General features: G+C 59.9%; 20 protein-coding genes and 1 tRNA gene. 12 read left to right on the forward strand and 9 right to left on the reverse strand.

Translation table 11 applies throughout. The features are described from left to right. Nucleotides 1–15: 15 nt before the first annotated feature. On the reverse strand, nt 16–1,449 hold the full coding sequence (locus tag JAO82_RS11325) for an NAD(P)-dependent oxidoreductase (RefSeq protein ID WP_198686493.1): 1,434 nt from the start codon (nt 1,447–1,449) through the stop codon (nt 16–18). Between the two features lie 392 nt (nt 1,450–1,841). Between JAO82_RS11325 and JAO82_RS11330 the strand changes: the two genes are divergently transcribed. The 3 genes from JAO82_RS11330 (at nt 1,842) to JAO82_RS11340 (ending at nt 6,059) form a co-directional block, all read left to right on the forward strand. Continuing rightward, nucleotides 1,842–2,807 (forward strand): TAXI family TRAP transporter solute-binding subunit, encoded by a 966-nt coding sequence (locus JAO82_RS11330; RefSeq protein WP_198686494.1) that lies wholly within the window; start codon nt 1,842–1,844, stop codon nt 2,805–2,807. 199 nt (nt 2,808–3,006) lie between these two features. Then, nucleotides 3,007–5,628: a TRAP transporter permease gene (locus tag JAO82_RS11335; RefSeq protein WP_198686495.1), complete on the forward strand. Its 2,622-nt coding sequence runs from the start codon at nt 3,007–3,009 to the stop codon at nt 5,626–5,628. After that, nucleotides 5,625–6,059: a universal stress protein gene (locus JAO82_RS11340; protein ID WP_198686496.1), complete on the forward strand. Its 435-nt coding sequence runs from the start codon at nt 5,625–5,627 to the stop codon at nt 6,057–6,059. The genes JAO82_RS11335 and JAO82_RS11340 overlap by 4 nt, the downstream gene beginning before the upstream one ends. Here the strand turns inward: JAO82_RS11340 and JAO82_RS11345 are convergent. The 7 genes from JAO82_RS11345 to JAO82_RS11375 form a co-directional block, all read right to left on the reverse strand. Next, on the reverse strand, nt 6,053–7,099 hold the full coding sequence (locus JAO82_RS11345) for a lipocalin-like domain-containing protein (RefSeq protein ID WP_198686497.1): 1,047 nt from the start codon (nt 7,097–7,099) through the stop codon (nt 6,053–6,055). The two genes, JAO82_RS11340 and JAO82_RS11345, sit on opposite strands and share 7 nt — an antisense overlap. Further along, nucleotides 7,089–9,497, reverse strand: coding sequence for an FtsX-like permease family protein (locus JAO82_RS11350; protein ID WP_198686498.1), 2,409 nt, complete (start codon nt 9,495–9,497; stop codon nt 7,089–7,091). The genes JAO82_RS11345 and JAO82_RS11350 overlap by 11 nt, the downstream gene beginning before the upstream one ends. Beyond that, a complete protein-coding gene (locus JAO82_RS11355; RefSeq protein WP_198686499.1) occupies nt 9,494–10,150 on the reverse strand; it encodes an ABC transporter ATP-binding protein in 657 nt (218 codons plus the stop codon). The genes JAO82_RS11350 and JAO82_RS11355 overlap by 4 nt, the downstream gene beginning before the upstream one ends. Before the next feature lie 140 nt (nt 10,151–10,290). Continuing rightward, nucleotides 10,291–11,703: a cardiolipin synthase gene (cls, locus tag JAO82_RS11360; RefSeq protein WP_198686500.1), complete on the reverse strand. Its 1,413-nt coding sequence runs from the start codon at nt 11,701–11,703 to the stop codon at nt 10,291–10,293. A gap of 110 nt (nt 11,704–11,813) precedes the next feature. Continuing rightward, nucleotides 11,814–12,929: an AI-2E family transporter gene (locus JAO82_RS11365; protein ID WP_198686501.1), complete on the reverse strand. Its 1,116-nt coding sequence runs from the start codon at nt 12,927–12,929 to the stop codon at nt 11,814–11,816. Nucleotides 12,930–13,245: 316 nt separating this feature from the next. After that, complete coding sequence (locus JAO82_RS11370; RefSeq protein WP_198686502.1) at nt 13,246–13,947, reverse strand: RlmE family RNA methyltransferase; 702 nt, start codon at nt 13,945–13,947, stop codon at nt 13,246–13,248. Nucleotides 13,948–14,115: 168 nt separating this feature from the next. Beyond that, the gene (locus tag JAO82_RS11375) at nt 14,116–15,228 is read right to left on the reverse strand and encodes a Ppx/GppA phosphatase family protein (RefSeq protein WP_198686503.1); all 1,113 of its coding nucleotides are present in this window, start codon (nt 15,226–15,228) and stop codon (nt 14,116–14,118) included. 264 nt (nt 15,229–15,492) lie between these two features. Between JAO82_RS11375 and JAO82_RS11380 the strand changes: the two genes are divergently transcribed. From JAO82_RS11380 to JAO82_RS11400, 5 genes are all read left to right on the forward strand, one after another. After that, nucleotides 15,493–15,789: a virulence factor gene (locus JAO82_RS11380; protein ID WP_198686504.1), complete on the forward strand. Its 297-nt coding sequence runs from the start codon at nt 15,493–15,495 to the stop codon at nt 15,787–15,789. 25 nt (nt 15,790–15,814) lie between these two features. Next, nucleotides 15,815–16,744 carry a methylenetetrahydrofolate reductase gene (locus JAO82_RS11385; protein ID WP_198686505.1) on the forward strand — a complete coding sequence of 310 codons (930 nt, stop codon included), beginning with the start codon at nt 15,815–15,817 and terminating at the stop codon, nt 16,742–16,744. A gap of 10 nt (nt 16,745–16,754) precedes the next feature. Then, complete coding sequence (locus JAO82_RS11390) at nt 16,755–17,816, forward strand: methyltetrahydrofolate cobalamin methyltransferase (protein ID WP_198686506.1); 1,062 nt, start codon at nt 16,755–16,757, stop codon at nt 17,814–17,816. A 69-nt stretch (nt 17,817–17,885) separates the two neighbouring features. Beyond that, a complete protein-coding gene (locus JAO82_RS11395; protein ID WP_198686507.1) occupies nt 17,886–19,055 on the forward strand; it encodes an RsmB/NOP family class I SAM-dependent RNA methyltransferase in 1,170 nt (389 codons plus the stop codon). Between the two features lie 70 nt (nt 19,056–19,125). Further along, nucleotides 19,126–21,492 carry an ATP-binding response regulator gene (locus JAO82_RS11400; RefSeq protein ID WP_198686508.1) on the forward strand — a complete coding sequence of 789 codons (2,367 nt, stop codon included), beginning with the start codon at nt 19,126–19,128 and terminating at the stop codon, nt 21,490–21,492. Here the strand turns inward: JAO82_RS11400 and JAO82_RS11405 are convergent. Beyond that, a complete protein-coding gene (locus JAO82_RS11405) occupies nt 21,477–22,067 on the reverse strand; it encodes a sulfotransferase family 2 domain-containing protein (protein WP_198686509.1) in 591 nt (196 codons plus the stop codon). The two genes, JAO82_RS11400 and JAO82_RS11405, sit on opposite strands and share 16 nt — an antisense overlap. Before the next feature lie 194 nt (nt 22,068–22,261). Here JAO82_RS11405 and recA point away from each other — a divergent pair, with 194 nt between their 5' ends. From recA to JAO82_RS11425, 4 genes are all read left to right on the forward strand, one after another. Further along, the gene (gene recA, locus JAO82_RS11410) at nt 22,262–23,332 is read left to right on the forward strand and encodes a recombinase RecA (protein ID WP_198686510.1); all 1,071 of its coding nucleotides are present in this window, start codon (nt 22,262–22,264) and stop codon (nt 23,330–23,332) included. A gap of 190 nt (nt 23,333–23,522) precedes the next feature. Further along, the gene (alaS, locus tag JAO82_RS11415) at nt 23,523–26,180 is read left to right on the forward strand and encodes an alanine--tRNA ligase (RefSeq protein ID WP_198686511.1); all 2,658 of its coding nucleotides are present in this window, start codon (nt 23,523–23,525) and stop codon (nt 26,178–26,180) included. 3 nt (nt 26,181–26,183) lie between these two features. Further along, nucleotides 26,184–26,471: a DUF1330 domain-containing protein gene (locus JAO82_RS11420; protein ID WP_198686512.1), complete on the forward strand. Its 288-nt coding sequence runs from the start codon at nt 26,184–26,186 to the stop codon at nt 26,469–26,471. Nucleotides 26,472–26,706: 235 nt separating this feature from the next. Further along, nucleotides 26,707–26,783 (forward strand) — tRNA-Asp (locus JAO82_RS11425).

Consider the following 26,783-nt stretch of genomic DNA (forward strand, 5'->3'; position numbering starts at 1 on the left):
ATATCTCCAGCTTCGTCATTGGGCCGCTATGCTGTGCGCTTGGTCCAGATAGTCCAGCACCGCGTCCGCCGCATCGCGCCCATCGCGGATCGCCCAGACCACCAGACTTGCGCCGCGCACAATGTCGCCAACCGCAAAGACGCCATCTAGCGCCGTGCGCCCGGTGGTAAACTCGGCCTTGATGGTGCCCCAGCGGGTCACCTCCAGCCCCGGCTGATCCCAAAGTGACGGCAAGTCCTCTGGTTCAAAGCCCAGCGCCTTGATCACCAGATCCGCCGGTTCGTCATATTCGGCCCCGGCAATTTCCTCGGGGCTTTGACGGCCGGTGGCATCGGGGATGCCCAAGCGCATCTTTTGCACCCGTACATTGGTGACCGGATCGCCGATAAATGCCTTGGGGGCGCTCAGCCACTCAAAGACAATGCCTTCTTCCTCGGCATTGGCAACCTCGCGTTGGCTTCCCGGCATGTTGGTCCGGTCGCGGCGATACAGACATTTGACCGAAGACGCCCCCTGCCGGATGGCGGTGCGCACACAGTCCATCGCGGTATCGCCGCCGCCAATCACGACCACCTTTTTGCCATGCGCGTTCAGCGCGCCGATTTGAAATTCGGGCACGTCATCGCCGAATTCGACACGGTTCGAGGCGGTCAGATAATCCAAGGCGCGCACAATGCCCGCCGCGTCGGCCCCCGGCCCGGCGAGGTCGCGCGATTTGTACACGCCGGTGGCGATCACCACCGCATCATGCCGCTCCCGGATCTCGCCAAAGGAAATATCCGTGCCGACATTGCATTTGGGCACGATTTCGACGCCGCCTTGCGCCAGTTGCTCGATCCGCCGCAGGACGATGTGTTTCTCCAGCTTGAAGCCCGGAATGCCATAGGTCATCAAACCGCCGCCTCGGTCATAGCGGTCGTAGATCGTGACCTGAACACCGCTGCGCCGCAGCCGGTCCGCCGCCGCCAGCCCACCCGGACCGGCGCCGATGATGGCGACGCTTTCGGACCGTTCCTGTCGCGGCGAGATGGGTGCGATCCAGCCCTCATCCCACGCTGTATCGGTGAGGTATTTCTCCACTGCGCCGATGGTAACCGTTCCATGTCCGGCCTGTTCGATAACGCAACTGCCTTCGCATAGGCGGTCTTGAGGACAGATGCGGCCACAGATTTCGGGAAACGTGTTGGTGGCCTGACTGAGTTCATAGGCTTCCCGCAGCCGCCCCTTTGCGGTCAGGCGCAGCCAGTCAGGAATATTGTTATGCAATGGGCAATGGGTCTGACAATAGGGCACGCCACATTGACTGCAGCGGCTGGCCTGTTCTTCGGCCGTGGCACTTGCGAACTCGGCGTATATCTCGCCAAAGTCTTGCGTTCGCAGGTCTGGCGGGCGTTTTGACGGCATGGCTCGTTTGACGGTCACGAACCTCAACATCGGCTTTGGGGCCACTCCTCCATCCTTCCGTTTAACCGGCGGCCATAATACGCAGGATTCGTTGGCGAGTGATAGAAGTTTTGATGCGCGATCACGGAATTTTTCATCGATATTGCACGATGTTTGCGTTAACTATCTGTATATGTGGTTAATATTTTGCACAACGCAAAAGCAGAATGAGCGGGGGTTCGCACCTTCCTGACGGGCCTGAAACCAAGTGAGATATCGCCCTGTGCTCAGCGAGCTTGACAACAACGAAGGTCGGTGAAAGCCTCGTAACTGACGGCAGGGGCAGATTTTTTTCGCATATGTGCGGATCTATGGGAACCCCTCCGCGCGACGCCGCAGTTTTGGGATTTAGGATATGCTAACACAATGCGGTTAACCATAACAGGAGAGCTATGAATATGAAGGAATTAACCAAGCTTGGGCTTGGCACCGTTATGGCTGCCATGATTGCGGCTCCAGCGGCGATCGCCGAGGAGTTCATCACAATCGGCACCGGCGGTGTTACCGGCGTGTATTACCCAACGGGCGGAGTAATCTGTCGTTTGGTCAATAAGGACCGCAAAGAGCACGGGGTGCGCTGTTCGGTCGAATCAACTGGCGGGTCGGTCTATAACATCTCCACCATTCGCGAGGGCGAACTGGAATTCGGGGTGGTGCAGTCGGACTGGCAATATCACGCATATCAAGGCACCTCGCAGTTCGAGGGGCAAAAATTCGAAGGGCTGCGCGCGGTGTTCTCGCTGCATCCCGAACCGTTCACCGTTGTCGCCCGCGCTGATGCCGGGGTCAAAACCTTCGAGGATAGCAAGGGCAAGCGCGTGAATGTCGGCAATCCCGGCTCGGGCAGCCGTGGCACGATGGAAGTGTTGCTGGACGCCATGGGCTGGACCACGGACGATTTCTCGATCGCCACCGAATTGAAGCCGGCAGAACAGTCGTCGGCGCTTTGCGACAACCAGATCGATGTGATGAGCTATACCGTTGGCCACCCGTCAGGCGCGATTCAGGAGGCGACGACCTCCTGTGATGCGGTGTTGGTGGAGGTCCAAGGCGAGGCCGTAGACCAGCTGATCGAGGAATTTCCATTCTACCGCAAGGCGGTGATTCCGGGCGGCATGTATCGCGGCAATGACGAGGACACCAATACGTTCGGCGTCGGCGCGACGCTTGTGACCAGCACGGATGTTTCCGAAGAGGCAGTCTATACGCTGGTCAAGGCGGTGTTCGACAATTTCGAAGACTTCAAGCAACGGCACCCGGCCTTTGCCAATCTCACACCCGAGGAAATGGTTACCGAGAGCATCTCGGTGCCGCTGCATTCGGGTGCGGAGAAGTACTATAAAGAACAGGGTTGGATCGAGTAAACCACCCCCAAAGGCGGGGCGCTACTGCGTCCCGCCCATCCCCGGTAGCGGGGCAAACTGAAGTTTCCACTTTGCGTTGATCCAGCCCACAATAATATTTGCGTTCAGGCGAAACAAAAAAGCGAATTGTGAGGACGGAAAAGTCGGAATACTCTGAATAAAACCGCGCCAATAGCGGACAGAACAGGGAGACAAGCCAATGGCATCCAATGCTGAAGGCAGAAAGCCGCTTTCCGAGCAGGAGTTGCAGGAACTCGTTGCCGCAACCGATTCCGGCGGGCGCAGTCCATCTGGCGGTGTGGGCCTGTTTCTGGCCGTGGTTGCGGTGATCTGGTCGCTGTTTCAGGTTGTTTTGGCGTCGCCTGTTTCCAATCTGATCTTGCCCGGCAGCGTGATCAACAACTCCCGCCAGCTTCATCTGGCTTTTGCCATTTTTCTGGCCTTTGCGGCCTATCCGGCGCTGAGATCCAGCCCGCGTCATTACATCCCGATCCAGGACTGGATCATGGCCTTTTTGGGCGCGGCCATCGCGCTGTACGGCTATTTCTTTTATACCAAGATCGTCGCCTCGGGTGGCTTGGCGGATGACACCGACAAATGGGTCGCACTGGTCGGGTTGATCCTGCTGTTTGAGGGTGCACGCCGCGCCTTGGGGCCGGCCATGGCGATCATTGCCACGATCTTTTTGCTCTATGTATTTTTTGGCAGTTCCGATCTGGTGCCCGAAGTGATCCGCTGGAAGGGCGCCAGCCTGAGGAAGGCAATGAGCCATATGTGGATCACGTCCGAGGGCGTGTTCGGTATCGCGCTCGGAGTTTCGACCAAATTCGTGTTCCTGTTCGTGCTGTTTGGTGCGTTGCTCGATAAGGCCGGGGCGGGAAATTACTTTATCAAGATGGCCTTCGGCGCGCTGGGACACCTGCGCGGCGGACCGGCCAAGGCGGCGGTTGTCGGGTCGGCAGCCACGGGTCTGATCTCGGGCTCCTCGATCGCCAATGTGGTCACCACCGGCACCTTTACCATCCCGCTGATGAAGCGGGTCGGCTTCAGCAGCGAACAGGCCGGCGCGGTCGAGGTCGCCAGCTCGGTCAATGGCCAGATCATGCCGCCGGTGATGGGCGCGGCGGCGTTCCTGATGGTGGAATATGTCGGCATTTCCTATGTCGAGGTGATCACCCACGCTGCGCTGCCGGCGGTGATCTCCTATATCGCCTTGGTCTATATCGTTCATCTGGAAGCGGTGAAACGCAACATGCCCACGATCGGTGATCGCGTGGTGTCCATGGGCCGGACGATTGGCGGAATGGCGGCGTTTTTCGCGGGGTTCGCGCTGCTCTGCTATGGGGTTCAGTATCCCGTGCGCTGGATCATGGCGCTGTTCCCCGGCGCCTCGGGTTGGGTTCTGTCTGCGCTTGTGATGCTGACCTATCTGGCACTGCTGTGGCTGGCGTCGCGCACCGATGATCTGGTTCCGGACGATCCCAATTCGGACGTGGTCGAACTGCCGGTAATCAGCGAGATCTACAAGGCGGGCTTGTATTATCTGCTGCCCATTGTCGTGCTGGTCTATTTCCTGATGATCGAACAGAAGTCACCGGGCCTGTCGGCTTTCTGGGCGTCGATGCTGCTTTTTGTGATCCTGCTGACGCAGCGTCCAATTAAATCGATCATGCGCGGGAATAATGATACGATGAATGCCTTTGCCGCCGGGCTGATCGATCTTTGGCAAGGTTTGGTCGATGGCGCGCGCAACATGATCGGCATCGCACTGGCCACCGCGACCGCAGGCGTGATCGTGGGCACGGTGACCCTGACCGGCGTGGGGCAGGTGATGGCCAATCTGGTCGAGTTCATGTCGGGCGGGAACCTGATCCTGATGCTGATCATGGTCGCTCTGCTCAGTTTGGTGCTGGGCATGGGGCTGCCGACCACGGCGAACTATATCGTGGTGTCGTCGTTGATGGTGGCGGTCGTCGTGGAACTGGGCGCGCAATCGGGGCTGATCGTGCCACTGATCGCGGTGCATATGTTCGTGTTTTATTTCGGCATCATGGCGGATGTAACGCCGCCCGTTGGCTTGGCCAGTTTTGCCGCCGCAGCAGTCTCGGGCGGTGATGCAATCCGGACCGGGTTCATCGCGTTCTTTTACAGTCTGCGCACGGTGGTGTTGCCGTTCATGTTCATCTTCAACACGGATCTGTTGCTGCTGGATGTGAGCTGGGTGCAGGGCATCATGGTGGCGATTGTCGCAACCGGCGCGATCCTGATTTTTACCGCCGGTACGATGGGCTGGTTTCTCACCAAAAGCCGCATTTATGAAAGCATCGCGCTGATCCTGATCGCCTTTGCTCTGTTCCGTCCGGGCTTTTTCATGGATTACATTGATGCCCCGTTCGAGCAGGTTGAGCCGGCGCAGATTGTCACAGCGATGGACAGCGCGCGTGAGGGCAGCGAGTGGCGATTTGTCGTGGCCGGACCCGATTACAACACATCCAAGGAGACCACTTTGAGCCTGCCTATCGAAATCGGCCCTGAGGCGACAGGGGCAGAACGGCTTGAGGCGCAAGGACTGACGATCATGGTCGAAGATGGGATCGTCGTGCTGGACGAACCGATGTTTGGCACTGCTCTGGCCTCAAAACTCGACAAATTCGATTTCTATGGCGACGAGCCGGTTCGGATCTCGGCGGTCAAACGCCCCACTGAGCAACTGCCCAAGGAGTTGATCTATATTCCGGCGCTGATCTTGCTCGGATTGATTGCGCTGTTGCAACGCCGCCGCGCCCCGCGCGCACCAGAAGTCAAAGAGGTACCTGTATGATAAAATCCGTTCTCTGTGCTGTTGATATCAGCGAAGGTGATGGCGATACGCCGGTTCTGCGGCAGGCGGTACGTCTGGCCGATCTGGATGGCGCGCAGCTTGATGTCATCACCGTCTTGCCCGATTATGGCGAAGGCATGGTGTCGGGTTTTTTCAGCCCGACACATCATGACGAAGCTATGCGAAAAGCAACGCAGGCCTTACGTGACCTGACGGCCGCTATCTTGAGCAAGGAGCGTGACGCCTCGGTCCGGCATATCGTTGCCAGCGGGCGTGCCTATGAGGCGATCCTGAAAACCGCCCGCAAGGCTGGCACCGACCTGATCGTGATTGGTGCACATAAGCCCGATTTCAAGGATTACCTGCTGGGGCCGAACTCGGCGCGTGTGGTCCGTCATTCCGACTGCTCGGTCTTCGTGGTGCGTCAATAACCGGTCATCTCCAGATAACCGCGCCCCATATGGCTGCCGCTGACGGTGACCGGGCCCTCCCAATAGGGGAATGACGTGTCCATCCATGATTGCGGATTCAGCGCGCTGACCGTGACGTCTAGATCGCGCGCGGGAAGCTCGACGCGCCAACGGGTCGGGACCTCGCGCCCCGCGACCGAACTGGCGGCAAGCGGTGTCAGTTTTAATGCGCCATCGGGCAGGGCGCTGGTGTTGCCGTCGGGTGCAATCCATGTGGCCGAAGTATAACCCGACATATCATCGCGCAGGCGAAAACCCATCATCCGCGCGCCGCTGTCAAAGGACAGCGAAAACCAGTCCCAGCCGGTCTGGTCGCTGGCAAGCGGCTGGCTGGACCATTCGCGATCCAGCCAGCCCAGACCGCTTACCGCGATCTCGCCCTCAGGCAGGGTTATGGTACCGCGCCCCTCATAATGGGGCTGCGAGTAATAATAGCTGGCCTGTCCGGCGGCGGATTTTACCGAATATCCGCCATCGCCATGCAGCACCAGCGGCCCGGCCGCTTTCAGTGTCAGATCATAGGCGAATTCGGGGCCGCTGGCGCTGAGCGTCAGATCGGAAATGCCGGAGCCTTCGTGGCCCTGCATCTCCCAATTGTCGATATAAGCATGGAAGGGCGCGATGCTGACACCGGCCTGACCGATCCCCCCGCGCGCCAGCCTTTCGTCGAGATAATGGGCGTCGGGCGTGGTCAGCGCCGCGTGCGCCATCCAAAGCTGCGGCGTCTCCCAGCCTTGACCATCACGAGGCGCGAGCGACGAGCGAAACAGCGTCCACTGGATACCATAATCGCGCCCGTCTTCGCCTTGCAGTGTGGCGGTCAGATACCACCATTCGATGCGGTATTTGGGATGCGGGCCATGATCGCGGGGAAAGGACAGCGCAGTGCCGCGCTGCGGTATCGCAAAACCATCGGCGGTGGTGCCCAGACCGGCAAAGCCTTGCGCATGGGCGCTGCCTGCCAGCAAACAGAGTACAAGGACGGGCCATCTAACGTTCATTGGCGAACACCTTCAGCAGATCGGCGGGCGGCGTGCGTCGCAGCCGGTGGGCGGGCAGGGCGGCCGCCAGTGCGCCTGCCAGCAGCGCCAGCGCCAACAGCAGCAGCCAGTCTCCCGAAAACAGATAGATCGGTAGGCGCCAGCCGAAGGCCTTGACGTTGATCACCGCCAGCAGCACCCAGGCCAGCAGCAGCCCCAAGGGCAGCGCCGCCAGCGCGGTCAGCCCGGCCAACACCACGCTGCGCAACAGTTCCAGCCGTGCCAGCCGCGCCCGCGTCAGCCCCAAGGCCCAGACCGGCGCAAGCTGCGGCAGGCGCATCCCCCAAAGCGTCAGAAGGCTGGTCAGGATCGCAAAGGCGGCAACACCGAGGGTCAGCACGTTAAGCGCGCCGGTCACAAGGAATGTTTTTTCGAACACGGCCAGCGACCGCGCCTTGATCTCGGCCTGATCGACCACCGCGCTGGCCGGCAGGTCAAATTGGGCGCGGATCTCGGTAACCAGCGCGGGCACGCGGTCAGGTGCAATCCGCACCCCAAACTGCCGATAGGGCACGCCGTCAAACCGCGCCAGCAAGGTGTCGAGGCTGACAATGATCTGCCCCACCGGATTGCCGTAATCGGAATAGACGCCGATCACCTCGGGGTGCCAATCGGTGCCGATGGTGACCTGTGCGCCCGGCCAGAGGTTCTCGCGCCTTGCCAGTTGCTCATTAACTAGCACCCCACCGCTTGCATCCAGTCGCTCCCAGACCTGTGGCGCGGCGGCGATCAGCGGCCAGTTCCGGCGATAGGTCTCGTGGGCTCGCATCCCGACCACCTCGCCGTACTGTCCGGCGATCAAGGCATCGACGCTGCGCACCGGCAGCACCGCATCAACGCGTTGCTCAAGCCAGCGGTGCAATGCGGCCCCCTGCTCATCGGTGCGTGCGGTGACGTAAAGCTCTGCGGCAAGGCGCTGATCCAGCCAACCGGTAAAGGTCAGGCGAAAACTGGAAACCATGGTGCCAACGCCGATATTGGTCGCGAGCGCCAGAAGCAGCGCCATCAGCGCCAGCGACAGGCCGGGAAGCTGCGCGCGCATGTCGGCCCAGATCCACTGCGCCACAGGTGCGCGGGTGCGGCGTTGGATCAGCGCAAGCACGAGGTCCAGCAGGGCCGGCAGGAGCAGCGCCGCCCCCAGCATCAGCCCGGCCAGCAATGCGAAACCGGCGACCAGCCCATCAAACAGCCAGATTGCCGCGCCCCCGGCAGCCAGCAGCGCCAGACCGGCCAGTGCCTGAAACCGCGCGCGCCGTACCGCCACCCCGGCCCAGGCGCGCTGTTCGGCGCTGGCCAGTAGCGGCATGGCGTGCAGCCGCCAGACGCCTTGTGCCCCGGCAATGGCAGCGCCAATCAATGCGATCCCAAGACCGCTCAGCGCCCAGAGCGGGCGCAGGGTCAGCCCGCCGCTGACCGGCGCGCCGTAAAGCCCGCGCAGGGTGGCGGCGACGTCGGGCAGCAATGCGGCGGCCACCAGATAGCCCAGCACCAGCCCCAGCAGGCCCGCGACCAGCGCCAGAAGCCCCAATTCCGCGATCAGCAGCCATGTCAGATGGCGTAGCGAAATTCCCAGCGCCCGCATCGTGCGGAACATCGCCCGGCGCTGCTGAAAGGCCAGCCCGATCGTGCCATGTACGATGAACAGCCCGACCGCGAAGGAGAGCAGGCCAAAGGCGGTGAGGTTGAGGTGGAAACTGTCGGTCAGCCGCGCTGTCTCGGTGCCCCGTTCCGGCGGTGTCAGGACCAGATCGGGGGCAAGCTCGGCGAGCGGGCGCAGGTTGATTGGCTGCGCGTCCAACACCAGTAATCGGTCGATTTGGCCGGCACGGTCCAGCAGGTACTGGGCGAGAGAAATCTCGGTCATGACGACCCCGGGGGGCAGGTCAGCGGTCGCCACCACTGGCGGCAGATCTGGCTGGGCCGCCAATTGCACCGCCAGTTCCGGCGGCGCGAATAGCAGACCCGGCGCAAGAAAGATCCGTTCGGGCGTGACCTCGGGCGCACCGGCGTCAGCCTCGGGGGGCTTCGGGTAGGACAGGAAATCGACGCCCACGACGGTGGCGGCGATCTCGCCCAACCGCGCGCGGCCTTCCAGCACCGGTGAAAGTTTCCAGCCGGCGCGGCGCAGCGCAACGTAATCCTTGCGCGCGATCCAGCCGGAGGGGGCCGACAAGAGGGCGTGATCGCTGCGCCCCAATTGCGCGGCAGCCTGCGCATAGCTGGCCCGCGCTTCGGCGTTGATTGCCTGCACCGCCGACCACAGTCCCGTGGCCAACGCCAGACCGATCAGCAGTGTCAAAAGCTGCAAGGGCTGGCGCCGCCAATGCGACAGCAATGCCGCCAGCGCCACGCGGGTCATGTGATACACCCGTTCGAGAGATGCGCGCGCCGCCCGGCCAGCGCGGCGATACGTTCGGAATGGGTAACCAGAAACAGCGCCGCGCCGCTTTCGGCCACCAGATCCAACATCAGGGCCATCACCGCGTCGCTCGTGGTTTCGTCGAGATTGCCGGTCGGCTCATCCGCCAGCAAAAGACGCGGGCGCATTGCCAAAGCCCGCCCGATGGCGACACGCTGCTGTTGGCCACCCGAAAGCTGCTCGGGATAGCGCGTCGCGAAATCGCCCAACCCCAGCCGTTCGGTCAGTTGGTCGAGCCATTCGCGATCCTCACGGCCCGCCAGACGGGCGTGAAATGACAGGTTCTGTGCCACGGTCAGCGATGGGATCAGATTGAACTGCTGGAAAACCAGCGCCACGACATCCCGCCGCAATGCCGCGCGCGCGCCGTCACCCAGCGCCGATAGAGCATGGCCATCCAGCCAGATCTCGCCCGCGTCAAACCGGTCGAGCGCACCGACCAGATGCAGCAAGGTGCTTTTGCCGCTACCGCTTTCTCCGGTCAGGGCCAGTGTCTCCCCGGCGGCAAGGCTCAGCGACAGGTCACGCAGAACCGGGCGGGCACTGTCGCTGCCGGGATAACGCTTGGTCAGAGACTGGATTTCAAGAAGCATGGCACCTGATCCTGTAGCCACCGGGTGTCACGGTGTTACATTGCTAAAGCATCAGGCGAAAGCCGTCGCCCTGTCTGGTCTTCGCAGTGCAGGCTGCGAGGGTGGGTTCTGCGTATCTAAGATCGATGTATCGGCGATCCTCACAAAAGCGGCGATAGCAGCCGGGCCAGCGGCGCCCCATAGCGGGTTAGCGCAGGCTGTTCGCCCAGTTTCAGGGTCAGTTCGTAACTATCGGCGAAGTCGCGTTCCAGCATCGCAGCCACATCGTGCGCGAACTTCTGATCGAAAAACACCGCCATGGTTTCAAAGTTCAGACGGAAAGACCGGTTGTCGAGATTCATCGTGCCGACCGACGCAATTGTGTCGTCTACGACAAATGCCTTTTGGTGCATGAAGCCGTCGGTATAGCGGTAAACCCGTACCCCTGCAGCGCGCAACTCGTCGAAATAGGCGAATGCCGCCAGCCAAGGAATGCGATGGTCGATGATATCGGGGACCAGAATGCGCACATCAACACCGCGCAGGGCGGCATGATGCAGCGCCGTGACGATATCCAGATCGGGGACGTAATAGGGCGTCGCGATCCACAGCCGTTTTTTTGCCGCCGTGATCGCCGAGAAGTACAACAGGCTGCCGGTTTCGCTCAGATCGCCGGGGCCGGTGGCCACTATCAGCCCATTGGCGTCACGCGCAGCGGTGGGAGTGGTCCAACTCAGGTCATCGGCCAGAGTTTCACCGGTGGCCCAATGCCAGTCCTCGGCAAAGATCAATTGCAGTTGCGGCACGACCAATCCGTTAAGTTCAACAAAGGTATCGCGCCAGCGGCCGAAGGTTTTATTCTTGCCCAGATATTCGTCGCCGACATTCAGCCCGCCGGTAAAGCCGGTCTTTCCGTCAACGATAACGGTCTTGCGGTGGTTGCGGAAATTGATCTGGAAGCGAAAGCGCGGGCCGCGTGTGGCATCACGATCGATCACTTCGACGCCTTCCCGGCGTAGAGTTTCGCACCAGCTTTCGGGCAGGCGGATACTGCCGACCGAATCAATCAGAACCCGTACCCGCACGCCACGCTGCGCTGCTGCCCTGAGCCGGTCTTGCAATGCGCGGCCCAAACCGTCGTTACGCACGATATAGAATTGCACCAGAATATAGGACTGCGCCGCGTCGATGGCGGCAAAAATCGCGTCAAAGGTTTCCGAGCCATCAACCAGCAGGCGCGCATCGCTGCCGCGCAGAACTTTAAGATGGGCGCAATACTCGAACGGTGCGAAATTGACCGGGCTGCTGTCAGGCAACGGCGCATATTCAGCCGCATGCTCACGGATCGCAGCAATGACCTGCTTAGATTCGCGCCGCGCCACCCGGTAACCGTGAAAGCGATGGTCGCCAAAATACAGATAAAGAGGCACCGCAAAAAAAGGCAAGGCCAGCAGGAATACCACCCATGCCACGGAGCCCTGCGGGGTCCGCGCGGTGGCGGCGGCGCGCCAAGAAAACAGGGCTGCCGTGATATAGAGTAGGGCGACGAAAAGGCTGCTCAGGATCACCCACATGGCGGCACCGTCCCGGACTGGTTGACATTGGACCGCACTCTAAAGGGCGACGGGCTTGGTTGAAACCGCGTTTCCCCGACGAATGCGCGCAAAAACAGAGGTATAGCGGATCATCTCTGCCGGGTGTAGTGTCTGTCGGAAGTGCTTGCCCCGTCTTTCCTGCTCATCAATGTTCCATCTTTGGACATCAGGATGGCAATTGGACGCGTCGCGCGGATATTGGACAGCACGATCACCAGGCAGACGGTCAATGGCACGCTGAGAAAAGCGCCAATGATGCCCCAGACACCAGCCCAGAACGTCAGTGCAAGGATCACCATCAGGGTCGAGAGGTTCAGGCTGCGTCCGGTCAGAGCCGGATCGAGAAAGTTGCCGATCGTGAATTGCACGATACCGGTGCCCAGTAGAACCACCAGAAACGGCCCGATGGTGTCGAATTGCAGCAAAGCGGCAATCGCGGGCAAAAGCACCGCGATGATTGATCCGATTGAAGGGATAAAGTTCAGCGCGAAGGTCAGCACCGCCCAGGTTTCGGCAAATTCCAGATTGAGCGCGCGATAAACGATATAGCAAAAACCGCTGGTCAGCAGGCTGATGAAGGTCTTGACCCCGACATAGCGCTGCACACTGACCGAGATGTCCGACATGATCCGCCGCAATTCGCGACCCAGATCCGGATCGGTGGTGGCCAGTTCGATCTTGCGGGCGATGGCGCCGCGTTCGGCGATCATGAAGGCGACATAGAGGCTGATCAGTAGAAACGTGCTGAGAAAGGAGCGCGCCCCACCAAAGGCACTATAGGCGATAAAGGAGAGATCCAGCCCGACAACCTGTTTGCGGATCACATCGGCAAATTCGCTGCCGATCAGATTGGCAACACGGGCCGACACATCGTCAAGCCGGTCTTCGTAACTGGGAAGGGTCACTAGAAACCGCGTGGCTTGGTCGGCCAGCACATACATCACCGTGAATACGCCCGACATCACCAACACGACCCCGAGCGTCAGTGTCAGCCAATCCGGCAAGCGCGGCCCCACAACCGGAAGGGCCGCGACCCGGTTGGTCACGGCAATGATGAGCACATAGAGCAAAAACGCGAGTACAAGAGGAATGAGGAACCCGGCGCCAAAATATAGCAGGCAGATTGCCAACGATCCGATCAACAGACCGTCGCGCACCGCGCGCACCGCCGCGTGGGGGGCGGGCTTTTCGGTATATCGGCTCATTGCGGGAAGCTCCGGTGTCGGGTGCCGGTTTCAGTGACAGGCGGCAGCACAGGCATCAACGACCCTCTTCCTGAGTTTTATAACCACGCCGGACGGATACGGGAACGGCGATGTTGCATCCTTGTCGATCTTTGTGCAACCGCTGACAGATGCGAAACAGCCAAAGCTGCCTGCTTTCGGGTGCTGCGAGGTATGTAAGAACCGGCATTGATAGACGTCCGGCACGGTTCTCGCTGCTTGCCGTTTCCGCGAAGTATCGCGAGGAGGCTGTGCCGATCCGGATAATCAATGATGCTATCGCCGTAGGATCGTCAGCTCAGCCGCGATATCCGGTGGCCACAACGAATTTCTCGGAGCTATCGGCCCGCGATGAAGGCGGTTTGACATTCACCACGCGGGTAAATTTCTGTTTCAGCAACTTCTGCAGCTCGCTCTCGGCCCCGCCAGCAAGCACCTTGGCCACGAAAGTGCCGTTCTCTTCCAGCACATCAAAGGCGAAATAGGCTGCCGCCTCGCACAGGGCCATGATGCGCAGATGGTCGGTCTGTTTGTGACCGGATGAGGCCGCCGCCATGTCGGACATCACAACATCGGCCTTGCCATCCAGCCAGGCGCGGACCTGATCGTCGGCGCCCTCATCAAGAAAATCGAGCTGGTGCACCTCAGCCCCCGGCACCGGTTCGACCTCTTGCAGATCGATGCCAATGATCCGCCCCACCGCCTTGTTCGGCTTCTCGCCCAGCGCATTCACACGCGGCACCGCCACTTGCAGCCAACCACCCGGAGCGCAGCCGAGATCGACCACCCGCGCGCCCGGCACGAGAAAACGAAAGCGGTCGTCGAGATCGAGAATCTTAAAGGCGGCCCGGCCCCGGTACCCTTCGGCGCGGGCCCGCTTGACATAGGGGTCGTTCAGTTGCCGTTCCAGCCAACGGGTCGAACTGACCTTGCGTCCGCGTGCGGACTTCACCTTGACCCTAAGGTCGCGCTGTCCGCGCCCGGACGTATTCTTGGCCACGCTTCTCTCCTTAAATTTGCGCTGACAGGGGGCGTTGCACCCATGCGCCTGTAGCAGACTGCTCCGAGGTGTTTTCGCGACAGCGTAAAAACAGGACGGAGTTCTGATTACCGGATCCTGTGCAACATGTCCTCCGGCGGCGGATATTATATCGCAGCTTTAGCGGTTTCAAAAGGGACCGTCCTCAAGCACGCCGTCGGCACTCATCTGGGCGTAGAGCAGACCCTCGCGCAAGCCGCGATCGGCAACCGACAAGCGGTCGGTGGGCCAGCAGCGCAGCAGCGCCTGCAGGATGGCAGCACCGGACATGATCAGCGCGTGACGGTCCTCGCCGATGCGCGGGTCGCGCCGCCGTCCGGCCGGGCCAAGCTCAAGATAGCGCCGGATCACCTTATCGATCTGATCGCCGGACATCCGCAGTCCGTCCACTTTGTTGCGGTCATAGCGTCTCAGACCGAGATGGCTGGCCGCCACTGTAGTGACGGTACCCGAGGTGCCGACAATCTGAAAGCCATCCCGCACCTGTTCGTCCTTGTAGGGCGCAAAAGAGGCGAGGTTCTCTTCGAAATACCAACTCATGAGCGCATAGCGCGCCGCGTCATCTTCGACATCGATAAACTGGTCGCGCAAGGTGGCGACACCCAGCGGGACGCTGATCCAGTCAACCACCCGCGCCGCCGGAAACGGGCTTGAGGACGGATTGAAACCGGACTGAAGGCGCATGATGGCCCGAGGCCGGTCGCGGTTGGGCACCGATGTGATGTCAATCCAGACCAACTCGGTCGAGCCGCCGCCAATATCGACCACGAGCAACTGATCGGTTCGCGTGCTGACCAGCGGCGCGCAGGAGACAACTGCCAAACGGGCTTCTTCCTCGGGCCCAATAATATCGAGACGCAAACCGGTCTCGCGCATGACTTGCCGGATGAAGGCGTCGCCGTTGCCTGCGCGGCGACACGCTTCGGTTGCAACCAAGCGCATCCGTTTAACGTTGTTGCGCCGCAGCTTTTGCTGGCAGATTCGCATGGCATGAACCGTGCGCGCCATTGAAGCGCGTGACAAATAGCCGGTGCGCTCCAGACCGGCTCCAAGCTGGACCGATTTGGAGAAGCTGTCCACCACATGAAAGCCATTGCCCTTTGGCTGGGCAATCAGCATGCGGCAACTGTTCGTGCCCAGATCCAAAGCAGCATAAAGTTCGCCGGGACCGGGCGGTATTGGCGCGGGGCGTTCGACCGCTTTCGGGAATGCGCCCGCACCTTTGGGACGCCTGGGCGTCATACGACACGCCCTCCGATTTCAAGTTAGTTCTAGAATAGGTGCTGACAGGCAATACCGCAAGACATTGCGCGGCATTGACACGAGATCCACTATGATTCCCGGCGCCGGGTTGCGAAACCGGGCGAGCGATGGCTTGTTTGCCCAAATGTGGTCGGGCCAAGTTCCTACGGGGTCGCTTGAGGGGTCCGTTCTGTCGAAATCAGGCTGCGTGCCGGTAAATTGTTGGGCTACAACCTCTTATGAGAGAGCTTAGGAAGGATGCAGATGCCCGATGTTACCATTGTTTATTGGCGCGACATCCCGGCGCAAGTGATCGTCGGCAAGGGACGGGGTGGCGCGAAGCGGCCTCTCCCCGAGCGTTTCGAACAGGCGATCGACCGGGCCGCCATGAAAGGGGCGGCGCGCGACACCGACGCCTATCTCGCGGAATGGCGCAAGGGCGCACCGCAGGCGATGGAGGGCACACCCGAGGAAATTGTCGCGGCAGAGGTGGCGCGGCTTGACGCGGAATATGATCGCGCCCGCCTCAAGGCGCTGATCGACAATGATGGCTGGGCGTAAGTCCGCGAATCCGACAGGAGACCTGATGGCTTTGTTCAATTTTCGCAAGCAGCGTGACCCGCAAACGCTTCCGATTAATCCGGAGATCGAGGCGCTGATGCGGGGATTCTCAATCGAGGTCATGCCGCGTACGGCGGAAAAGGTTGACGATTTCCGCGCGATTTTGCCGAAGGGCACGCGGGTTTACATCGCCCATATCGACGGCACGCCAATCGAGGACATGGTTCACACCGCGAGCCGTCTGGCGGCGGATGGGTTCGCTGTGATGCCGCATTTTCCGGCGCGGATCATCGCAGACCATGCCACCCTGGCCGACTGGATCGCCCGCTACCAGGGTGAAGCCGGGGTCGAGCAAGCGCTGGTGCTGGCGGGCGGGGTTGCGAAACCGGTTGGCGATTTTCACAGCTCGATACAGCTGTTGCAAACCGGGCTGTTCGATAAGGCAGGGTTTACGCGGCTGCATGTGGCAGGACACCCCGAGGGCAACCGCGATATCGACCCCGACGGCGGCATTAAGGGTGTCTCTGAAGCTCTTGAGTGGAAACATGAATTCGCAAAACAAAGCGATGCCGAGATGGCGATCGTGACACAGTTTATCTTCGAATCCGAGCCGCTGATCGCTTGGGCAGAAGCGTTGCAGGAAGCCGGGATTACGTTGCCGGTCCACGTCGGGATCGCCGGACCTGCCCGATTGCAGACATTGATCAGATACGCAATTTCCTGCGGTGTCGGTGCATCACTCAAGGTTTTGCAGAAGCGCGCGAAGGACGTCACCAAACTGGTTCTTCCCTACGAGCCAACAGAAGTGGTGGCTGATCTCGCTGCTTACAAAGCCGCCAATCCAAGCAGCAATATTGCCGGTTTGCACTTTTTTCCGCTTGGCGGAATTTCCGGGAGTGTCGGGTGGGCAAGTACCCATGGTGGCCGCTCGGCGCGTCCCACTGCGGTTCCGTGAAAGGATGGTTATGACTCGTACAATCGTCGAAAGCCAAACAAGAACCGTGGTTATCGGTTTTGACCAGCCGTTCTGCGTGATTGGCGAACGGATCAATCCCACTGGGCGCAAGAAATTGGCGACCGAGCTTGAGGCCGGTGAATTCTCGACCGTGGAGCAGGACGCATTGGCGCAGGTCGCCGCCGGAGCCAGTGTGCTCGATGTCAATGCGGGTGTCGTCTATAACTCAAACCCGAACCCGAACGAGACCGAACCGCCTTTGATGGTTAAGCTGGTCGAGCTGGTGCAACGGCTGGTCGATGTACCGCTGTGCATCGATTCCTCGGTGCCGGGCGCGCTTGAAGCCGGATTGCGGGCCTGTCAGGGGCGACCTTTGCTGAATTCCGTTACTGGTGAGGAAGAGCGGCTCGAAACAATCCTGCCGCTGGTAAAGAAATACAACGTTCCGGTTGTGGCAATAAGCAATGACGATAGCGGTATTTCTGAAGATCCAAACGTGCGCTTTGCTGTGGCGAAAAAGATCGTTGAGCGTGCGGCGGATTTCGGGATTCCGCCCCATGACATCGTTGTCGATCCGCTGGTAATGCCGGTCGGGGCCATGGGCACGGCGGCGTTACAAGTGATCGCATTGGTGCGCCGTCTGCGCGAGGAACTGGGCGTGAACACCACCTGCGGTGCCTCAAATATCAGTTTCGGCCTGCCCAACCGACACGGGATCAACAACGCCTTTCTGCCGATGGCGATAGCCGCCGGCATGACCAGTGCGATTATGAATCCGGTCGCGTTGCCGGTAAAACAATCCGTGATTGCCGCGAAGAAGGCCGAGATTGCGGCGGCCGGGATACTTCTGCCCGAAGATATGGATGACGAGACATTCGTAACGCTGTTTGGTATGGGCTCAATGCGAGAACGTCCGGGGAGCGAAATGGAAGCGATTCGGGCCGCTAATTTTTTAACCAACCATGACGCTCACGGAAGCCAGTGGATCCAATTCAACAAACAGCCGATGAAGGCTGAACATGAGGGGCGTGGCCGGGCAGGGCGTATTGGCGGGCGGCGCCGCCGAGCCTGATCTGGCTTGGTCAGCAATGATGATAGTTTACAAAGAATTACACTCCGGCGTTCAAGTGGTTTCAGGATTATGACACCCGCAGCGCGTGTGCAGGCCGCGATCGAGATTCTGGATGAATATCTGGCGGGAAAGCCCGCTGAACAGGCGCTGACCGGATGGGCAAGGCGCAGTCGTTACGCGGGGTCGGGTGACCGCGCGGCGGTCCGCGATCATGTGTTCGATGCGTTGCGCAACACGCGATCTTTCGCGGCGGTCGGCGGTGCGATGACCGGGCGTGGTCTGATGCTGGGCGCGGCACGTTTGGCCGAGCAAGATCTTGATACCCTGTTCAGCGGAGCAACCTATGCTCCGACGCCACTATCGCCCGCAGAACGCGACAGCGGGCACCCCCCCAAACCGGGGGCGGAAGCGCTGGATTTGCCGGATTGGCTGATGGGGGATTTCAGCGGCTCCCTCGGCGACAATGCCGAAGCGGTGGCCGAGGTGCTGAAACAACGCGCGCCGGTGCATTTGCGTGTCAATACTGCGAAAATGACTCGCAGCGCCGCGCAGGGGCTGTTGCGCGAAGAGGGTATCACCTGTGTTCCGCACGCGGCGGCCGACACCGCGCTTGAAGTGAAAGAAGGCGCCCGGCGTATCCGCAACTCGCAGGCTTATCGCGATGGCGTTGTTGAATTACAGGACGCCGCCAGTCAGGCGGCGGTACAGATGCTACCTTTGCGCGACGGGATGCGGGTTCTGGATTTCTGCGCCGGTGGCGGCGGTAAGGCGCTCGCCATGGCCGCGCGGGCAGGTATCGAACTTTATGCACATGATGCTGATCCGGCGCGCATGAGCGATCTTCCGAAACGGGCGGCTCGGGCCGGGATCGAGGTGAAAATCTTGAAGTCCGGGGATCTGCAACCGGCGGGGCCGTTCGATCTGGTGCTCTGCGATGTGCCCTGTTCGGGCAGCGGCACATGGCGGCGAGCGCCGCATGGCAAGTGGAGCCTTACCCCGGAAACGCTTGATCGGCTGCGCAATTCGCAAGCGCAGATATTGTGCGAGGCGGCTGACATTGTCGCTCCGAATGGCGTTTTGGCCTATATGACCTGTTCGCTATTGGAGGTTGAGAACGATGCGCAAGTGTCTGTTTTCACCGAAAAAACTAGAAACTGGGTTCTTCAGTCGAAACGGTCATGGTCTCTGCTTGACGGAACCGACGGTTTTTTTACCGCGCATCTTAAGCGACTGGATTAATACTTAGAACAGCTTTTGCGTGCATTCGGCGTTAAATCGAGCTTAACATCTGCATTGCAAGTCTGATGCGATGATTCCTGACGTGATAGAGCCTTTTTTGACACTGCGTGCCAGCTTCGCTGACGGTCTTCGGGCTGTTAGGCTTTATTGGCTGCGCCTGGCCGTGGGCGTCGGCATAGCAGCGATTTTCGTTGTGCTGGCAGCTTTGACTTTATTGCCAGCGGCACCTGCCGCGCGCGGGGCGGCTGCGATAGGTCTGACAGTGGGATTTGTCGTTGCTTTGATCCTCGCGGGAACCGGGCTTTCTCGGCGCCGCCGTCGCCAGGCGTTGCGGCTGCTGAGGAATCTCATCGCAAACGATACGACACCCGCTTTCGTGACCGATGAAGAGGGGCGAATATGGGTCAGCAACGCAGCCGCCGATGCTCAGTTCGGCGATACCGCAAATGGCTCGCTTGGGGGCGCACTGCGCGGGGTTTTCGCTGACGCTTCGGCGGTGCTGTATGGGTTGCAATGTCGCGCTGAGCGGGATGGCACTGCGCGAAAAGATGTGGCGACGCCTCAGGGGCATTTGCAACTGGCCGTTCGATCTGTTGGCGATCAGCGATATCTTTGGCAGCTGCAACTTGCCCCCGAGAGCACGGGCATACCGCGCGCTCCAGATTCCTTGCCCATAGCCATGATCTCGCTCAGTCCCACGGGCGTCGTGCGTCATCTAAACCAAAGCGCCCGGCGAATTATCGGCAGGCCCGTCAAGACTCTGAGCGACGTATTTGTGTCTCTCCCGGTGCAGGCGCGGGCAATCAACACGCTGAGCACAGCCAGTGGTTCACTTGACGTTATTGTTGCAGACCATGAGGGCGCTGATGGCGGGCGCGAATTGTTCTTTATCCCCCTCGGCGGACCCGACATCTCAGACTGCGATAGTTTTTGGGACTGTCTGCCAGTCGCCATGATCAAGGTGGAACCGGATGGTGAGATCTTTGCGGCGAACAAGCAGGCGCAACGCCTGATCGGCCGGGATCTGGAACCTGGCGCCACGCTAGAAGAAATCATGCAGGGGCTTGGGCGTCCGGTCGCTGACTGGTTGCGGGAAGCCATTGCTGGTCAGGCCACGCATCATACCGAGTTCCTTCGGCTGACCCGCAAAGACCGCGAAGCATTCGTTCAGGTTACGCTGAGTCCGATCACCGAGGGTGGTAAACCGCGCCTTATCGCCGCTCTGAATGATGCCACCGAATTGAAGACCCTTGAAGCGCAATTCGTGCAAAGCCAGAAAATGCAAGCGATTGGACAGCTGGCCGGGGGGGTGGCCCATGATTTCAACAATTTGCTTACAGCGATCTCTGGTCATTGTGATCTGCTCTTGCTGCGCCATGACCAGCGCGATCAGGACTACGGGGATCTTGTCCAGATCCATGAGAACGCCAATCGTGCGGCGGCTTTGGTTAGCCAGCTATTGGCATTTTCTCGCAAGCAAACACTAAGACCAGAGGTTTTGGATCTGAGAGATACGCTGTCGGACCTGACGCATCTTTTGAACCGTCTGGTGGGCGAGAATGTGACCCTGACGCTAGATCACGAGCCTGTCTTGCGCAGAATCAGGGCCGACAAGCGCCAGCTGGAGCAGGTCTTGATGAATTTGGTCGTCAACGCGCGCGACGCCATGACCGGGGGCGGCAATATCCGGATTGAAACGCAGGATGTACAGCTTGAAACGCCATTGCAGCGCGATCAGGTCACAGTTCCGGCGGGGGAGTACGTCACTGTTCAGGTTCACGATCAGGGCATGGGTATCGCTTACGACAAGCTCCCAAAAATTTTCGAACCCTTTTATACGACCAAGCGCACGGGAGAAGGCACCGGACTTGGCCTGCCGACGGCCTATGGTATCGTCAAGCAGACTGGCGGCTTTATTTTTGTGGACAGTTCAAAAGGCAAAGGTACCGTGTTCACGCTCTATTTTCCGGTTCACGATGCCCCGGAAGAACCGGTCGTGCCGCCGCCGGTACCCGCCCCGGCGACCCTGTCCAAACCCGGTGAGGGCGTGGTTCTTCTGGTCGAGGACGAAGCGCCGGTGCGCGCCTTTGCGTCACGGGCGTTGCGCTTGCGGGGGTATACCGTATTTGAGGCCGAATCGGCCAAGGAAGCTTTGCGTATGCTGGATGAGCCGAACCTGGTCGTGGACGTCTTCGTGACCGATGTGGTTATGCCTGTGATGGATGGACCCAGCTGGGTGCGCAAAGCGCTTGAAACCCGGCCGAATGTGCGGGTGGTATTCGTTTCCGGCTATGCTGAAGGCGCGTTCGGCGATACCTACCCTGCTGTACCAAATTCGGTATTCCTGCCCAAGCCGTTCTCGCTCGATCAATTGAGCGAAACCGTCCATCAACAGATGCATTGCATGCACGCGCTCCCAGATCAGATCGAATCGTAAAGGGCGAAGTCAGCGTCATATTTGCGGCGATACCTATCTTCGATGGCAGGCGATAGCGTCAGGTCTAATTGTGGTGACACGTTCTCGCGCTCAAGCCTGAGGCTCACACCCAACCGATCCTCTAGAAAAGTTCTCAGCTGATCCGGCTGTTCGTAACGGAACAGATGTGTGACGGCTGTTCCGTTGTGTTGCGGCTCCAGAAACTTTGCCTGGCTGCCGATATTGGCGAAACCGGGCTGCGTGGGGGCGAGGTAGGCTTGCACGAAGTCATCAAAACTGATGTCGTGGGTTGAATTGGTCTTGCCGATCGTGAATGGGCGGCGTCGGTAGCGATACCAACTTCCGAGCCAACTGATTGGCTCGCGCATCAATGCAAGCGTTTCCATTTCCGCGTTGCATACCCTTTCGAACATCGGCCGGAAAAACCGATTATAGCGATAAAGCGGCGCATGCTTCAGCTCGGGCGGATCGCGTATGATGATATCGGCGCGGTCCGCTAACGCGGTCTGAAAAGCCGTGGTTCCGGTCTTGGGGACAGCCAGAAAAACCAGCTTTTCTTTAAAAAAAACGAGCATATACAATGGCCTTCTACCGCGTGCCCCAACACTGGTGATAACATAAACCCCTTCTTAACTCCTTTCGTCAAGAGTCAGGGTTCACAAATTATCATTTGAAATGTTCTCCATTTACCCCCATAAAGAACGATAAGTGAACGAAGCAGCGATTGTGACCCGCGCGCGGGTGTGTCACTAAGAAGGGTAGACAGGACATGGCGGATCTTTTGACGATGAACACCAAGAAAAACGCGGATAAGCAAAAAGCTTTGGACAGCGCGCTGGCGCAGATCGAGCGGCAGTTCGGAAAAGGCTCGGTCATGAAGCTGGGCGATGAGGGCGCGATTCAAAAGGTCGAGGCAAGTTCGACCGGGTCGCTGGGCCTCGATATTGCGCTCGGGATCGGCGGGCTGCCCATGGGGCGCATTGTCGAAATCTACGGGCCGGAAAGCTCGGGCAAGACCACGCTGACCTTGCATTGCATCGCCGAGCAGCAAAAGCTCGGAGGGGTGTGCGCCTTCGTTGATGCGGAACACGCGCTCGATCCGCTCTATGCCCGTAAGCTTGGTGTGGATCTTGACGAGTTGCTGATCAGCCAGCCGGATACCGGTGAGCAGGCACTGGAGATCACCGATACGCTGGTGCGTTCGGGCGCCGTAAACATGGTGGTGGTCGATTCTGTCGCCGCGCTCACTCCAAAGTCCGAACTTGAGGGTGACATGGGTGACAGTAGCGTTGGTGTTCAGGCCCGCCTAATGAGCCAGGCCATGCGCAAACTGACCGGTTCGATCAGTCGTTCCAATTGCATGGTGATCTTCATCAACCAGATCCGGATGAAAATTGGCGTTATGTTCGGCAGCCCGGAAACCACATCTGGCGGCAATGCGCTGAAGTTCTATTCTTCGGTGCGGTTGGACATCCGCCGTATCGGCTCGGTCAAGGACCGGGACGAGGTGGTGGGGAACGCGACCCGCGTCAAGGTCGTCAAGAACAAGGTCGCACCGCCCTTCAAACAGGTGGAATTCGACATCATGTTTGGCGAAGGTATTTCGAAAACCGGGGAATTGCTGGATCTTGGGGTCAAGGCCGGGGTCGTGGCAAAAGCCGGTGCGTGGATGAGTTATGGCGACGAACGCATCGGGCAGGGGCGAGAGAATGCCAAACAGTTTCTGCGGGACAATCCAGCGATTGCTATCGAGATCGAAGAGAAGGTGCGCGCGGCGCATGGTCTGGATTTCCTCGCGCCCGACGTCACTGACACTTCGGATGATATTCTTGAGGCGTGACAGGCTTGAAGCGTGACAGGGCGGTGCGGCTTCATCTGACAACTTGAAGCTGACCGCCTCCAAAAACTCTCGGGGCGCCTAGCGGGGTTGCATCGGGCGGGTGTCGGAATAGCCAGGCGAGACGGTGGACAGGCTGCGGCACCACAGCTATGTGGAAGACACAAAACCAAGACTTGAAAGCCCTCAACCAATGCCAACGCTGAATGATATCCGCTCGAGCTTTCTGAACTATTTTCAGAAGCAGGGTCACGAGATGGTCGAATCCGGCCCGCTGGTGCCGCGCAACGACCCTACACTGATGTTCACGAATTCCGGGATGGTGCAGTTCAAGAACCTGTTTACCGGGGTCGAACAGCGCGATTACAGTCGGGCCGCGACGGCGCAAAAATGCGTGCGGGCAGGTGGCAAGCACAACGATTTGGACAATGTCGGCTACACCGCGCGCCATCACACATTCTTCGAGATGCTGGGTAATTTCAGCTTTGGTGATTATTTCAAAGCCGAGGCAATTCCGTTCGCGTGGGACTTGATAACCCGTGAGCTCGACATTCCTAAGGATCGGTTGCTGGTCACGGTATATCATACGGATGACGAAGCGGCGGAGATCTGGAAAAAGGTTGCCGGTCTGCCCGATGATCGAATCCTGCGGATCGCCACCGATGACAACTTTTGGTCGATGGGCGCGACGGGCCCCTGTGGCCCCTGCTCCGAGATTTTTTTCGACCACGGAGAGCAGTATTGGGGCGGCCCTCCGGGCAGCCCAGACGAGGACGGCGACCGGTTTGTCGAAATCTGGAACCTTGTCTTCATGCAATATGAGCAGTTCGCCGATGGAACCCGCCGCGACCTGCCCAACCAGTCTATTGACACCGGCATGGGCATCGAACGCGTCGCCGCATTGCTGCAAGGGACCAATGACAATTACGCGACCGATCTGATGCGCGCACTGATCGAGACCAGCGCGGATGTCACCAGCACCGATCCCGACGGGCCGGGCCGAATGCATCACCGGGTGATCGCCGATCATCTGCGCTCGACCTCTTTCCTGTTGGCGGATGGGGTCATGCCGTCGAATGACGGTCGCGGCTATGTTTTGCGACGGATCATGCGCCGTGCCATGCGGCACGCACATCTTCTGGGCGCAACCGATCCGGTGATGTACCGGCTGGTGCCAGCATTGGTACAGCAGATGGGCGCGGCTTATCCTGAACTGGGACGCGCGCAACCTCTGATTGAAGAGACGCTAAAACTGGAGGAAACCCGTTTCAAGCAAACCTTGGATCGCGGCCTGAAGTTGCTTGACGACGAATTGAAAGCGCTGCCGCAAGCTGCGGATTTGCCCGGTGCTGCAGCGTTCAAACTCTATGACACCTACGGATTCCCGCTGGACCTGACCCAAGATGCTCTGCGCGAGCAGGGGCGCGGCGTCGACGTCGCGGGTTTCGACGCGGCAATGGCCGAGCAAAAGGCCAAGGCGCGCGCGGCGTGGGTTGGTTCCGGCGAAACCGCGGATGCCACCGTATGGTTCGATGTGGCTGAAACCCATGGAACCACGGATTTTCTGGGGCATGACACCGAAATCGCCGAAGCGCAGGTGGTTGCTTTGGTACGCGATGGGGTCGAGACAGATACGGCGGTGCGGGGCGAAAATGTGCAAATCGCCTTCAACCAGACCCCGTTCTATGCCGAAGCCGGCGGACAGGTGGGCGACACTGGCGTAATTCGCACTGAAACCGGGGCGGCACGTGTCAAGGACACCCGCCAATTTGCCGGGGTTTTCGTGCACATCTCCGAGGTAATCGAAGGCGAAATCCAGCGCGGCACCGCGGCGACATTGGAAGTCGATCACGCCCGACGCACCGCGATAAGGGCCAACCACTCGGCAACCCATCTCCTGCATGAAGCGCTGCGGGTGCGGCTGGGCGATCACGTATCGCAACGGGGGTCACTGAATGCCAATGACCGTTTGCGGTTCGATTTCAGCCACAATGCCGCGTTGAGCGACGCGGAACTGGCGCAGGTTCAGGAGGATGTTAACGCTTTTATCCGCCAGAATGCCCCTGTCGAGACGCGGATCATGACTCCGGATGATGCCAGAGACTTGGGCGCGCAGGCTCTGTTTGGCGAAAAATACGGCGACGAGGTGCGCGTCGTTTCGATGGGCCGGCAAGACGGGTCCGGCAAGGGCAGTGACGGGCGCACTTATTCCATCGAGCTCTGCGGCGGGACCCATGTGCGCCAGACCGGAGATATCGGACTGTTCGTTTTGTTGGGCGACAGCGCCTCAAGCGCCGGGGTCCGCAGAATCGAGGCATTGACCGGGACCGAGGCGCTGCGGCATCTCGGGGCGCAAGGTAAGGCGCTGGCAGAAGCGGCAAGATTATTGAAAACTCAAGGTGATGACGTGCCCGAACGGGTGCGTGCCCTGATGAATGAGCGCCGCGCGCTGACCAACGAGATCGCGCAGTTGCGCCGTGAATTGGCGCTATCCGGTGGCGGCAAAGCCGCGCCTGAGATCCGCGAAATCAACGGGATCAAGTTGATCGCACAAGTGGTTAACGGAGTGACCGGCCGGGATCTTCCTGCCTTGGTCGATGAACACAAGGCCCGACTGGGCAGCGGAGCTGTCTTGCTGATTGCCGATGCCGGGGGCAAGGCTGCGGTTGCAGCGGGCGTGACGCAGGATTTGACCGACCGCCTGTCAGCGGTTGACCTGGTGCGCGCGGCAGTAGGCGAATTGGGCGGTAAAGGCGGCGGTGGCCGGGCGGACATGGCGCAAGGCGGCGGGCGTGATGTTGCAAATGCCGAATCCGCCATCGCGGCGGCGCAGACCATATTGGAGAGTTGAGAGATGAGCGCACTCTGGATATCGCATGTCACAGTGACCGACGAAGAAGCTTATGGAAAATATGCTGCCTTGGCGAGTGAGGCGATCGCGGCACATGGTGGGGTTTTCATCGCGCGAGGCGCGCGATTTGTGCAGCTAGAAGGGCGCGAGCGCCCACGCAATGTGGTGGCACGATTTCCCGATATTGAAACCGCCGAAAAATGCTATCATTCGGAAGAATATCAGCAAGCGCTGAACTACGCCCGTGGGGCCTCCGAGCGCGAACTGGTTATCGTCGAGACCAGCGAATAAACCTGTTCCGCATTTATTTCCGGGAACGCGTTTGGCCGGGCAATCTTAGCGATATTCCGCCCAGCGGTGACCAATCCGCACTCGGCTATCGATCAGAGCGCCCATGTGACGGAAGGGAAACGAAAAATTGGTCTTGGCAGTGCAAAAACTGACGAAATGCAGAAAGCCTGCTTGACGACGCGAAGGCAGCAACATAATAGGAGCCAACGTCCGGGGCAGCCTGGACGGACAGTGAGCGGTTGTAGCTCAGTTGGTTAGAGTACCGGCCTGTCACGCCGGGGGTCGCGGGTTCGAGTCCCGTCAACCGCGCCA

The organism is Pontibaca salina (genome assembly GCF_016307205.1).
GTDB classification, from domain to species: Bacteria; Pseudomonadota; Alphaproteobacteria; order Rhodobacterales; family Rhodobacteraceae; genus Pontibaca; species Pontibaca salina.